At 69.6% G+C, this 12,560-nt stretch carries 12 protein-coding genes; 5 read left to right on the top strand and 7 right to left on the bottom strand.

What is annotated here, in order from left to right; genetic code table 11:
- The first annotated feature begins 1 nt into the window (after nucleotide 1).
- The 5 genes from tal to pgl all read left to right on the top strand — a co-directional run bounded on the left by tal (nucleotide 2) and on the right by pgl (nucleotide 6,157).
- On the top strand, nucleotides 2-1,117 hold the full coding sequence (gene tal / locus ACLBWP_RS00950; RefSeq protein WP_447653678.1) for a transaldolase: 1,116 nt from the start codon (nucleotides 2-4) through the stop codon (nucleotides 1,115-1,117).
- Nucleotides 1,117-2,772 (top strand): glucose-6-phosphate isomerase, encoded by a 1,656-nt coding sequence (locus ACLBWP_RS00945; protein WP_447653676.1) that lies wholly within the window; start codon nucleotides 1,117-1,119, stop codon nucleotides 2,770-2,772. The genes tal and ACLBWP_RS00945 overlap by 1 nt, the downstream gene beginning before the upstream one ends.
- 22 nt (nucleotides 2,773-2,794) lie before the next feature.
- The gene (gene zwf / locus ACLBWP_RS00940) at nucleotides 2,795-4,333 is read left to right on the top strand and encodes a glucose-6-phosphate dehydrogenase (protein ID WP_243562085.1); all 1,539 of its coding nucleotides are present in this window, start codon (nucleotides 2,795-2,797) and stop codon (nucleotides 4,331-4,333) included.
- On the top strand, nucleotides 4,330-5,274 hold the full coding sequence (locus ACLBWP_RS00935) for a glucose-6-phosphate dehydrogenase assembly protein OpcA (protein WP_243562084.1): 945 nt from the start codon (nucleotides 4,330-4,332) through the stop codon (nucleotides 5,272-5,274). The genes zwf and ACLBWP_RS00935 overlap by 4 nt, the downstream gene beginning before the upstream one ends.
- Nucleotides 5,275-5,386: 112 nt before the next feature.
- Complete coding sequence (gene pgl, locus ACLBWP_RS00930; RefSeq protein WP_447653675.1) at nucleotides 5,387-6,157, top strand: 6-phosphogluconolactonase; 771 nt, start codon at nucleotides 5,387-5,389, stop codon at nucleotides 6,155-6,157.
- Between the two features lie 329 nt (nucleotides 6,158-6,486).
- Here the strand turns inward: pgl and ACLBWP_RS00925 are convergent, their stop codons facing one another.
- The 7 genes from ACLBWP_RS00925 to rapZ form a co-directional block, all read right to left on the bottom strand.
- The gene (locus tag ACLBWP_RS00925) at nucleotides 6,487-6,846 is read right to left on the bottom strand and encodes an RNA polymerase-binding protein RbpA (protein ID WP_056124379.1); all 360 of its coding nucleotides are present in this window, start codon (nucleotides 6,844-6,846) and stop codon (nucleotides 6,487-6,489) included.
- Nucleotides 6,847-6,849: 3 nt separating this feature from the next.
- Entirely contained in the window at nucleotides 6,850-7,101 is a 252-nt protein-coding gene (secG, locus tag ACLBWP_RS00920) for a preprotein translocase subunit SecG (RefSeq protein WP_056124375.1), read from the bottom strand.
- 119 nt (nucleotides 7,102-7,220) lie between these two features.
- The gene (gene tpiA, locus ACLBWP_RS00915) at nucleotides 7,221-8,000 is read right to left on the bottom strand and encodes a triose-phosphate isomerase (protein WP_243562082.1); all 780 of its coding nucleotides are present in this window, start codon (nucleotides 7,998-8,000) and stop codon (nucleotides 7,221-7,223) included.
- 43 nt (nucleotides 8,001-8,043) lie between these two features.
- A complete protein-coding gene (locus ACLBWP_RS00910; protein ID WP_447653674.1) occupies nucleotides 8,044-9,261 on the bottom strand; it encodes a phosphoglycerate kinase in 1,218 nt (405 codons plus the stop codon).
- Between the two features lie 3 nt (nucleotides 9,262-9,264).
- Nucleotides 9,265-10,269 carry a type I glyceraldehyde-3-phosphate dehydrogenase gene (gene gap, locus ACLBWP_RS00905; RefSeq protein WP_071275205.1) on the bottom strand — a complete coding sequence of 335 codons (1,005 nt, stop codon included), beginning with the start codon at nucleotides 10,267-10,269 and terminating at the stop codon, nucleotides 9,265-9,267.
- Nucleotides 10,270-10,468: 199 nt separating this feature from the next.
- A complete protein-coding gene (gene whiA, locus ACLBWP_RS00900; protein WP_243562080.1) occupies nucleotides 10,469-11,449 on the bottom strand; it encodes a DNA-binding protein WhiA in 981 nt (326 codons plus the stop codon).
- A 78-nt stretch (nucleotides 11,450-11,527) separates the two neighbouring features.
- Nucleotides 11,528-12,415, bottom strand: coding sequence for an RNase adapter RapZ (gene rapZ, locus ACLBWP_RS00895; RefSeq protein ID WP_243562079.1), 888 nt, complete (start codon nucleotides 12,413-12,415; stop codon nucleotides 11,528-11,530).
- Between the last annotated feature and the right edge of the window lie 145 nt (nucleotides 12,416-12,560).

Genomic DNA, 12,560 nt, shown 5'->3' with positions numbered 1-12,560 from the left:
CATGGCTGACACCACCCCCACCGCCGAGCTCTCCGCCACCGGCGTGAGCATCTGGCTCGACGACCTGTCCCGCGAGCTCCTCGAGACCGGTCGTCTCGAAGAACTCATCGCGACCCGCAACGTCGTCGGTGTGACCACCAACCCGACGATCTTCGCGTCGGCCCTCGCCAAGGGCGAGCGCTACGACGCCCAGGTCAAGGAGCTCGCGGCCGCGGGCACCGAGGTCACCGACGCGATCTTCGAGATCACCACGCAGGACGTCGCGAACGCCTCCGACGTCTTCAAGCCGATCTACGACGACACCAAGGGCTTCGACGGCCGCGTGTCGATCGAGGTCGAGCCGGGCCTGGCCCACGAGACCGCCAAGACCATCGAGCAGGCCAAGTTCCTGTTCGAGAAGGTCGATCGCGAGAACGTCCTGATCAAGATCCCCGCGACGCTCGAGGGCCTCGAGGCCATCACCGAGGTCATCGGCGCCGGCATCTCGGTCAACGTCACCCTGATCTTCTCGCTCGAGCGCTACCGCGCGGTCATCGACGCGTACCTGGGCGGTCTCGAGAAGGCCAAGGCCGCCGGTCACGACCTGTCGAAGATCCACTCGGTCGCCTCGTTCTTCGTGTCGCGCGTCGACTCCGAGATCGACAAGCGTCTGGACGCCGTCGGCACCGACGAGGCCAAGGCCCTGAAGTCGAAGGCCGGCATCGCCAACGCGCAGCTCGCCTACCAGGTCTGGACCCAGGCCTTCGCCTCGGAGCGCGCCCTCGGCCTGCTCGAGGCCGGAGCGAACACGCAGCGTCCGCTCTGGGCCTCGACCGGCGTCAAGGACCCGTCGCTGCCCGACACCCTGTACGTGACCGAGCTGGCCGCGCCGAACACCGTCAACACGATGCCGGGCAAGACCCTCGAGGCCACGTTCGACCACGGCGAGATCCACGGCGACGCGATCGCGGGCCAGTACGACGCCGCGGACCAGGTCATGGACCAGCTCGCCGCGCAGGGCATCGACTACGACGACGTCGTGGCGCTCCTCGAGCGGGAAGGCGTCGACAAGTTCAACGTCTCCTGGGGTGAGCTCGTCGACACCGTGAAGACGGCCCTCGAGAACGCCAAGAACTAGTGACCGTCTCCATCGCCGCCAGCGGTGACGCGGCGCGGGCCATCGAACAGGTGGTCCCGCGCCTCGTCACCGACCTGGTGGCGTCGGGCATCACCGCCCAGGACCCCGACCTGTGGGGCCCGTCAGCGGAGACCGAGGCCGCCTCGCGCCTCGGATGGGTCGAAGCGGTCGCGGTCTCGCGGCCGCTCGTCCCCCGAATCGTCGAACTCCGCGAGCAGTTGCTGGCCGAGGGGATCGACCACGTCGTCCTCGCCGGCATGGGCGGCTCGTCGCTCGCGCCCGAGGTCATCGCGCGCACCGCCGGCGTCCCGCTGACGGTGCTCGACTCGACGGATCCCGCGCAGGTCACCGCGGCCGTCACCGACCGCCTCGAGCGCACCGTGCTCGTCGTGTCGTCGAAGTCCGGCTCGACACTCGAGACCGACTCCCAGCGCCGCGCCTACGAGCAGGCGTTCACCGACGCCGGCATCGACTCGACCGGACGCATCGTCGTCGTCACCGACCCGGGCTCCCCGCTCGAGGCCGCAGCGACCGACTCCGGCTACCGGGTGTTCACCGCCGACCCAACGGTCGGTGGGCGCTACTCGGCGCTGACGGCGTTCGGCCTGGTGCCCGCCGGCCTGGCCGGTGCGGACATCGCCGAGCTGCTCGACGAGGCCGACGCCATCTCCGCGCTGCTGGCGGTCGACATCGACGAGAACCCCGGGCTCGTGCTCGGTGCGGTCCTCGCCGGCACCGATCCGCTGCGGTCGACGATCGGCATCGTGGCGGACGGCACCCACATCATCGGGTTCGCCGACTGGGCCGAGCAGCTGATCGCCGAGTCCACGGGCAAGTCCGGACGGGGTCTGCTCCCCGTCGTGCTCGACGTGGACGCCCCCGAGGTCACGATGGGCCTGCCCGACGTGCAGATCGTCCGTCTGGTCGGCTCCCGCGACGAGGAACGTCACGTCGCCCAGGGCGAGGTCGAGATCACCGGCACGCTCGGTGGCCAGTTCCTGGTGTGGGAGTACGCCGTGGCCGTCGCCGGGCGCCTGCTCGGGATCGACCCGTTCGACCAGCCCGACGTCGAGGCCGCCAAGGTCGCGGCCCGCGCACTGCTCGACAACGACACCGACACCGACACCGACGGTGCCGTCGACAGCGGCCAGCCGTCGTCCGCGGCGACCGCAGCGGACTTCCGTGACGGTGCCATCGCCGTGCGTGCCGTCGGTCTCGATGCCGGCAGCAGCGTCGACCAGGCCGTGTCGAGCCTCCTGGCCGCGCTGGGTGACGACGGCTACGTCGCCATCCAGGCCTACGTCGACCGCAACGTGAACCGCGAACTCGCGGTCCTGCGTGACGTCGTCGCCGAGCACGTCCGCCGACCCGTCACGTTCGGCTGGGGCCCGCGCTTCCTGCACTCCACCGGCCAGTACCACAAGGGCGGACCCGCGACGGGGGTGTTCCTGCAGATCCTCGCCGACGACGCAGGTGACCTGCCGATCCCCGGCCGGCCCTTCACGTTCGGCCAGCTCATCCGGGCCCAGGCAGCCGGGGACGCCAGCGTCCTCGCGCAGCACGGCCGCCCGGTGCTGACCCTGTCGTCCGGGGACCTCCCCGCCCTGGCAGACGTCATCACCGCCGCGGTCCAGGGCCGCTCACGCACTTCCTGACACCAAAGGAGTTCACCGACACATGTCACCGGTGGCGATCACCCCGGAGCACAACCCGCTCCGGATGCCCACGGACCGTCGACTGAACCGCATCGCGGGTCCCAGCACCCTCATCATCTTCGGCGTGACGGGCGACCTGTCCCGCAAGAAGCTGATGCCCGCGGTCTACGACCTGGCGAACCGGGGGCTCCTGCCGCCCGGGTTCGCACTGGTCGGGTTCGCTCGACGCGACTGGGAGGACCAGGACTTCTCCCAGCTGGTCCACGACGCGGTCAAGGAGCACTCCCGGACCCCCTTCGACGAGGACGTCTGGCGGCAGCTCGAACAGGGCATCCGCTTCGTCCAGGGGTCGTTCGACGACCCGGACGCGTTCGTCCAGCTCAAGGAGACCGTCGACGCGCTCGATGCCGAGCGGGGAACGCTCGGCAACCACGCGTTCTACCTGTCCATCCCGCCCAAGATGTTCCCGGTCGTCACCGAGCAGCTGAAGCTGTCCGGACTGACCCAGAAGGCCGAGGGTTCGTGGAGCCGCGTCGTCGTCGAGAAGCCCTTCGGGTCCGACCTGCGCACGGCACGCGAGCTGAACGCCATCGTCGAGAGCGTCTTCGCCCCCGACGACGTGTTCCGCATCGACCACTACCTGGGCAAGGAGACGGTCCAGAACCTGCTGACGCTGCGCTTCGCGAACCAGATGTACGAACCCATCTGGAACTCGAACTACGTCGACCACGTGCAGATCACGATGGCCGAGGACATCGGCGTCGCGGGACGTGCCGCGTACTACGACGGCATCGGCGCAGCGCGCGACGTCATCCAGAACCACCTGCTGCAGCTCCTCGCGCTCACCGCGATGGAAGAACCCGTCTCGTTCAAGGCCGGACACCTGCGTGCCGAGAAGGAGAAGGTGCTGTCGGCGGTCGAGTTGCCCGCCGACCTCAGCACGGCGACCGCCCGCGGGCAGTACGCCGGTGGCTGGCAGGGCGGCGAGAAGGTGCTCGGGTTCCTCGAGGAAGCCGGGATGAACCCGGAGTCCACCACCGAGACCTTCGCCGCGATCAAGCTCAACATCGCCACCCGCCGCTGGCAGGGCGTCCCGTTCTACCTGCGGGCCGGCAAGCGACTGGGCCGCCGCGTGACCGAGATCGCGATCGTGTTCAAGCGCGTCCCCGAGGACGTCTTCGGCATCCCGCAGTCGCCGCTCGGGCAGAACGCGCTCGTCATCCGCGTCCAGCCGGACGAGGGCGTCACGCTCCGCTTCGGCTCGAAGGTCCCGGGCGTCGGCACGCAGGTGCGCGACGTGACGATGGACTTCGGCTACGGCCACGCGTTCACCGAGGCCTCCCCCGAGGCGTACGAGCGACTCATCCTCGACGTGCTCCTCGGTGACCCGCCGCTGTTCCCGCGGCACCAGGAGGTCGAGCTCTCGTGGAAGATCCTCGACCCCATCGAGGAGTTCTGGGCCACGCAGGGCCAGCCCGAGCAGTACCGTCCGGGAACGTGGGGTCCGGCTGCGGCCGACGACCTGCTCGCCCGCGACGGCCGGACCTGGAGGCGTCCATGAAGATCGACCTGCCGAACACCACGGTCTCGAAGATCCAGAAGACCCTGGTCCACATCCGCGAAGAGGGCGGCGCGGTCGCACTCGGCCGCGTGCTGACGCTCATCATCTCGACGGCCCTCGGCCACGAGGAAGAGGCGATCGCGGCGGCGAACGAAGCGTCCCGCGAGCATCCCATGCGCGTGATCATCGTGTCGAAGAACGACGGGGACATCGCGTCGCCGGGTCGGCTCGACGCGCAGATCCGCGTCGGGAGCGATGCCGGCGCCAGCGAGGTCATCGTCCTGCGCGCGTACGGCGAGACCGCCACCGACGAGGAGAGCCTGGTCACCGGCCTGCTGCTCCCCGACGCACCGGTCATCGCCTGGTGGCCCGGCATCGCACCGCCGAAGCCGGCCGAGTCGTCGCTGGGCCGCATCGCCCAGCGTCGCATCACCGACGCGGCCACGCAGAAGGACCCGAGCGCGGCGATCACGGCGCTGGCCGAGTCGTACGTGCCCGGGGACACCGACTTCGCGTGGACCCGGCTGACGCTCTGGCGCAACCAGCTCGCCGCGGCGCTCGACCAGCCGCCGTACGAGCCGGTCACCGGTGTCCAGGTGTCCGGTGCGAGCGACAGCCCGTCGACGATCCTGCTCGCCGCGTGGCTGCAGCTGCGACTGCAGGTGCCGGTCGAGGTCGTCACCTCGCCCCGTGCCACCGGGTCCAGCGGCATCCACGGTGTGTCCCTCGTGCGCGAGTCCGGCACGATCGAACTCGAGCGCTCGCTGGTCGACGTGGCGACCCTGTCGATGCCCGGTCAGCCGGTGCACGACCTGTCGCTGCCACGCCGCAACCTGCGTGACTGTCTCGCAGAGGAACTCCGTAGACTCGACCCGGACGTCCTCTTCGGAGACGTCGTCAAGCACGGGGTCGCCCAGCTCCGCGAGTCCATCGCCAACTGAGCACCCACTCGGTCGGGTCCACCGTCCACGGTCCACCACGGACCGGGGACGCGGGGCCCGACCGGACCGAAGGCGGTCCGCCACGGCCCGCCGACCTGAACACGGGAGTCACGTGACCAACGAACGGCGGGTGCTGGTGCACCCGGACAAGCAGGCCCTCGGCGCGTCCGTCGCCGCACGCTTCATCACGAAGATCATCGACGTGCTGGACGAGCAGGAGCGCGCGGACATCGCCATCAGCGGTGGCTCGGTGTCGACGCTCGTCCTCGCGGCGATCGGCCAGTCCCAGGCGCGTGAGAGCGTCGACTGGTCGAAGGTGCACGTGTGGTGGGTCGACGAGCGCTGGGCTCCCGAGGGCGACGCGGACCGCAACGTCACGGGCACGCAGGCCGACTTCTTCGACCATGTCGGGATCCCGTCGGAGAACATCCACCCGATCGCGGCCTCGGACGCCGGGCTCACCATCGACCAGGCCGCCGAACAGTACGAGCGCGAGCTGCAGTCCGCCGCACCGGACTCCGCCGTCGCGCCGAAGTTCGACATCACGCTGCTCGGCGTCGGCCCGGACGGTCACACCGCCTCGCTCTTCCCGGAGTTCCCGCAGCTGACGATCAAGGACCGCACCGTCGTGCCGGTCGACGACTCCCCCAAGCCACCGCCGCAGCGCCTGACCCTGACCTACCCGGCGATCAACGCGTCGCAGCGGGTCTGGGTCATCCTGTCCGGCGCCGAGAAGGCTTCGGTCCTCGGGCTCGCCCTGGCGGGCGCTTCAGTGGACGAGGTCCCCGTCGGCGGGGTGCAGGGCCGCAAGCGCACCGTGTTCTTCGTGGACCAGGAAGCCGCACGCGACGTGCCGGAGAACCTGATCGCGTCCACGTACTGACGTCCTGACGCTCTGACGCTCTGATGTCCAGACGCTCCTGACGGGAGGCGCGGTGCCAGCTGGCACCGCGCCTCCCGTCGTTCTGTGCTCGTCTTCCCACGCCACGCGCTCCTTCCGAGTGGTCGCGACACCCCGTCGGTTTCACCCCGAGTGGTCACAACCCGTCGTCCGGACGCTCGTCCGCCGACGGATGGCGACCGGTCGGCGGACGTGAGCGGGGTGTCGTGACCAGTCGGCGCCGCCGATGTCACGTCCACGCCCACGCCGAGTCCATCGGCAACGACGAAGGCCCCCGCACCGGAGTGCGGAGGCCTTCGTGACGTTCGGTGCTACTTCGCGGTACCGCGGCGCTGCCGGAGCTGCTGCAGCGCGTCTTCGAGGAGCTGCGCGGCTTCTTCTTCGGTGCGACGTTCCTTGACGTACGCCAAGTGGGTCTTGTAGGGCTCGGTCTTCGTGACCTGCGGAGGGTTCTCCTTGTCACGGCCCGCCGGCAGCCCGGTGGACGGCGAGTCGACCGTCTCGGGGATCTCGTCGTCGGGGAGGTTGGCGGCGAAGTACCGCACGACCTCGTTGCCCAACGCGTCCCAGTACGAGATCGCGACGCGCTCGGCCTGGACCCCGCGGTCCTGCTCCCCCATGGGGCCTGCGCCGACGCGCGACCCCCGGATTGCGCTGCCTCCTGATGCCATGGCTCAGCTCCCCGCTGTGAACTTGTTGATGAGACCGAGCACGATGATGCTCACGATCCAGAGCAGACCGAGGATCACGGTGATCCGGTTCAGGTTGCGCTCGGCCACGCCGGACGCCCCGAGGTTGCTCGTCACACCGCCACCGAACATGTCGGAGAGGCCGCCACCGCGGCCCTTGTGCAGGAGGATGAGGAGCGTGAGCAGGAGGCTCGTGATTGCGAGCAGGACCTGCAGCACGACGGAGAGTATCGCCACGACGTACCTTTCGTGTCAGTCAGCCATGCAAGTGTACCGGGCCACCGGAGCGGCCGGGTCACCGGCACGGGCGTGGCTCGGGCCGGCCACGTCGACGCGGCCGGCCCGAGCGGGATGGATCAGAGTCCGACGTGCTGGCGGAAGCGCGCGATCGCCGCGAACTCCTGCACGTCGAGGGACGCCCCACCGACCAGGGCACCGTCGACGTCGGGTTCACGGAGGAAGCCCGCGATGTTGCCCGACTTGACCGAGCCGCCGTACAGCACACGGGTGGCCGCAGCGAGGTCCTCGCCCCAGGTGGCGGCGATGCCACGACGGATCGCGGCGCACTCGTCCTGGGCCTGTTCGGCGGACGCAGCCTGGCCGGAACCGATGGCCCACACGGGCTCGTACGCGACGACGATCTCGGACGGCTGCACGGCGTCGAGGACGACCTGCAGCTGCTCGACCGCGACCACACCGGCACCGCGCTCTTCGCGCTGCTCGCCGGTCTCGCCGACGCAGACGACCGGGACGACGCCGTGCTTGACGGCAGCTGCCGTCTTCGCAGCGACGACCTCGTCCGTCTCACCGTGCATGGTGCGACGTTCGGAGTGTCCGACGATCACGTAGGCGGCATCGAGCGCCGCCAGGAACGAACCGGACACGTCACCGGTGTAGGCGCCGGAGTCGAACTGTGACAGGTCCTGGGCGCCGAAGCGGATCGGGAGCTTGTCGGCCGAGATGAGCGTCTGGACGCTGCGCAGGTCGGTGAAGGGCGGGAACACCGCGACCTCGACGTCGTCGAAGTCGTGACGGGCGTCCTTCAGCGTCCATGCGAGCTTCTGCACGGTCGCGATGGCCTGCAGATGATCCAAGTTCATCTTCCAGTTACCGGCGATGAGCGGGACGCGATTCATGCTGCGCCCTCCGCAGAGTTACCGGCGATGAGCGGTGTGCGGGTCATCGTGTCCATCCGAGTGCTTCGAGACCGGGCAGCGACTTGCCCTCGAGGAACTCGAGGCTGGCGCCACCACCGGTCGAGATGTGGCCGAACTGGTCGTCCGAGAACCCGAGCGACCGGACGGCTGCAGCAGAGTCGCCGCCACCGACCACGCCGAGGCCGTCGACTTCGGTGAGGGCCTGCGCGACGGTCTTCGTGCCGGCAGCGAAGGCCGGGAACTCGAACACGCCCATCGGCCCGTTCCAGAACACGGTCTTCGACCCCGAGACAGCGGACGCGAAGCGCGCTGCGGTGTCGGGTCCGATGTCGAGCCCGATGCCGTCGGTACCGAAGGACGACGACTCGATGGCGTCGGCCGCGACCGTCTCGTGGTCGGCGTCGGCCGCGAACCCGGAGGCCACGACCACATCGGTCGGCAGGTCGATCGTCACGCCGAGCTCGTCCGCCCGCGAGAGGTACTCGCGGACGACGTCGAGCTGGTCCTGCTCGAGCAGGGACTTGGCCACGCCGTGCCCCTGCGCAGCAAGGAAGGTGAACAGCATGCCGCCACCGATGCAGAGCGTGTCGACCTGCGGGAGCAGGTGGTCGATCACGCCGAGCTTGTCACTGACCTTCGACCCACCGAGCACCACCGTGTAGGGGCGCTCGGGCGTCGAGGTCAGCCGCTCGAGGACGCGCAGCTCGGTCTCGATGAGCTCGCCGGCCGCCGAGGGCAGCACGGAGGCGAGTTCGTAGACCGAGGCCTGCTTGCGGTGGACCACTCCGAACCCGTCCGACACGAAGGCGTCCGCCATCGCGGCGATCCGCTCGGCAAAGGCCTGACGCTCAGCGACGTCCTTCGAGGTCTCCTCCGGGTTGAAGCGGAGGTTCTCGAGCAGCAGGACGTCACCGTCCCGCAGGTCGCCGGCGGCCGCCGAGGCGAGGTCGCCGACGGTCTCGTCGACAAACTCGACCGGCTTGCCGAGCAGTTCCGACAGCCGCTGCCCCACCGGGGCGAGCGAGTACTGCGGGTCCGGCGTACCGTCCGGTCGACCGAGGTGCGAGACCACGATGACACGGGCACCGGCGTTGATGAGGGTGTTCAGCGTGCCGAGCGACGCGCGCACGCGACCGTCGTCGGTGATGGCCCCGTCCTTGAGCGGGACGTTGAGGTCACACCGGACGACGACGCGCTTGCCGGCGAGGTCGCCGAGGTCGCCGAGGGTTCGGAGGCTCATGTGTTACAGACGCTCGCCGACGTACTCGGTCAGGTCGACGAGGCGGTTGGAGTAGCCCCACTCGTTGTCGTACCACGAGGTGATCTTGACGAGACCGCCGATGACCTTGGTCAGGCCGGAGTCGTAGATCGAGGAGTGCGGGTCCGTGGTGATGTCGGTCGACACCAGCGGGTCCTCGCTGTACAGCAGGATGCCCTTCATCGGGCCCTCGGCTGCTTCCTTGTAGGCGGCGTTGATCTCGTCGACGGTGACCTCGGACTTGGTCTCGAGGGTGAGGTCGGTGATCGAACCGGTCGGGACCGGCACGCGGAGCGCGAAGCCGTCGAGCTTGCCGGCGAGCTCCGGCATGACCAGGCCGATGGCCTTGGCAGCACCGGTCGAGGTCGGGACGATGTTGAGCGCGGCGGCGCGGGCACGACGGGGGTCCTTGTGCGGGCCGTCCTGCAGGTTCTGGTCGGCGGTGTAGGCGTGCACCGTCGTCATGAGCCCACGCTCGATGCCGAACTTGTCGTGGAAGACCTTGGCGAGCGGCGCGAGGCTGTTCGTGGTGCACGACGCGTTCGAGATGATGTGGTGGTTCGCGGCGTCGTACTGGTCCTCGTTCACGCCGAGCACGATGGTGACGTCGTCACCCGTGGCCGGAGCGGAGATGATGACCTTCTTCGCGCCGGCGTCGATGTGCTTCTGCGCGTCGGCGGCCTTGGTGAAGAACCCGGTCGACTCGATGACGATGTCGACGCCCAGCTCGCCCCAGGGGAGGTTGGCGGGGTCGCGCTCCGCCAGGACCTTGATCGGCTTGCCGTCGACGACGATGTTGTCGCCGTCGAGCTCGACGGAGACGCCGAGACGACCCGTGATCGAGTCGAACTTGAGCAGGTTCGCGAGTGCGGCGTTGTCGGTGAGGTCGTTCACCGCCACGATCTCGAGGTCGCTGCCCTTGGCCAGGGCGGCCCGGAAGAAGTTACGGCCGATGCGGCCGAAGCCGTTGATGCCGATCTTGACGGTCAATGGATCTCCTGGTGGATGTGAAGCGCCCGGAAGGCGCTGCTTGTTCGGAGTCGGGAGCCCTTCGACAGGCCCCCGTGTGCTGGACGATACGCCCGTGACGTCGCCGTCTCGACCCTAGCAGTCGGAGCTTCAGCGCCCGTTCGTGTGACGTGCAGACAGCCGTCAGACCGAGCCCGCCCCAGCGGGGACGCAGGAGCCGTCAGGCTCCCTCGAGCTCCTCGGGCACGCTCGCCTCGGTGCCGGGGACGTCGAGCTCGACGGCGCGCTTGTCGGCCATCGCGAGCAGTCGACGGATGCGGCCGGCGATGGCGTCCTTGGTCATGGGCGGGTCGGCGTGCTGGCCGAGCTCGTCGAGCGAGGCGTCACGGTGTGCCAGCCGGAGCGACCCGGCGTACTGCAGGTGGTCGGGGACCTCGTCGCCGAGGATCTCGAGCGCACGTTCGACACGGGCGCACGCGGCGACCGCGGCCTGTGCCGAGCGGCGGAGGTTGGCGTCGTCGAAGTTCACCAGGCGGTTGGCGGTCGCGCGGACCTCGCGGCGCTGGCGCATCTCCTCCCAGTCGGCGGTGGTGCGGGCGGCACCCATCGCCGTGAGCATCTGCCCGATGGCCTCGCCGTCGCGGATGACCACACGGTGCACACCGCGGACCTCGCGGCCCTTCGCGGCGATCCCCAGGCGTGAGGCAGCGCCGACCAGGGCCATCGCTGCTTCGTTGCCGGGGCAGGTGACCTCGAGGGCGGCGGCACGACCGGGATCGGTCAGGGTGCCGGCGGCCAGGAACGCGCCACGCCAGATGGCAGCGAGGTCCTCGCGGTTGCCCGTGGTGAGCCGGTTCGGCAGCCCGCGGACCGGGCGACGACGTGCGTCCATCAGGCCCGTCTGGCGGGCCAGGGTCTCGCCCGCTTCGAGGACGCGGACCAGGTAGCGCGTGCCGCGTCGTGCGGATGCCGAGGACCCCACCGATGCCTCGCTCCGCACGCCGTACAGCTCGGCGAGGTCCTTGCGGACACGGTGGACGATGATCCGGGTGTCGAGCTCGACCTCGACGGCGATCCTGCCGGAGATGACGTGCAGGCCACCCGCGAACCGCAGGATGGTCGCGAGTTCGGCGGCACGGACCGTGTTGCGGCCCACGACGACCCTGGCCAGTTCGTCCTTGACCTCGGCAGTCAACGGCACAGCATCATTCCTAACGTTTTCTGGTGGTGGGTCCCGTGTCCTGCGCGGCGCACCCGTGTGGAGCGGCCGGTGGGACGGTCACTCCCGGCCGAGATCTCGGTTCTTCACACGCACGGCGACGTTGGGCATCCCACGGAGGAGGCTCGCCAGCTCGGCGACGATGGCGACCGAGCGGTGCTTGCCGCCGGTACAGCCGATGGCGATCGTAGCGTGTCTTTTGTTCTCGCGCTGGTACCCGTCGAGCACCGGCTCGAGCACGGCGGCGTAGCGGTCGACGAAGGTGCGCGACCCGGGCTGGGCCAGGACGTACTCGGAGACCGGCTTGTCGAGACCCGTGTGCGGGCGGAGTTCCGGCACCCAGTACGGGTTCGGGATGAACCGCACGTCGGCGACCATGTCGGCGTCGGCGGGCAGTCCGTACTTGAACCCGAAGCTCATCAGCGTCACCTGGACTCCGGTGAACCGGTCCTCGGCGAACTTCTCGGTGACGGTGTTCGCGAGCTGGTGGATGTTGAGGTCGGAGGTGTCGATGATGACGTCCGACGCCTCGCGCAGCCCCAGCAGCCGGGTGCGCTCGCGGGCGATGCCGTCGAGCAACGTGTCCTCGCCCTGCAGCGGATGGGGTCGACGGACCTGCTCGAACCGCCGCACCAGCACCTGGTCGGTCGCCTCGAGGAACAGCACGCGCACGCGGGCCGACGTCGAGGCGCGCAGCCGTTCCACGGCGTGCTCCGGATCGGTGAAGTAGCGGCCACCACGCACGTCGACCACGGCCGCGAGCTTCGGGATCTTCTCGCCCGCCCGGTCGGCCAGGTCGGTCAACGGCCCGAGCATCTGCGTCGGCAGGTTGTCGACGACGTACCAGTCGAGGTCCTCGAGTGCCTTGCCGACCGTCGACCGTCCGGCCCCGGACATCCCGGTCACGATCAGGACGTCGTGCTGCGGACTCGCATCGGTGTCGGTCATCTGGCGATGTGCTCCGTCGTCGCTGCCCGGGCGCGTCGCTCGGGCGGTCCGGGTGCCCGCAGAGCGGGCCGGGGGATGGTGGTGGGGTCCAGGGTATCGCCCGTCCGGGGGGTGCGGACCCGGCGGACGGGAGGACCGGGTGGCG

The organism is Microbacterium sp. M1A1_1b, from assembly GCF_053345565.1.
Note: the sequence above shows the minus strand (reverse complement) of the source record. Positions and strands in the feature narration are given on the sequence as shown.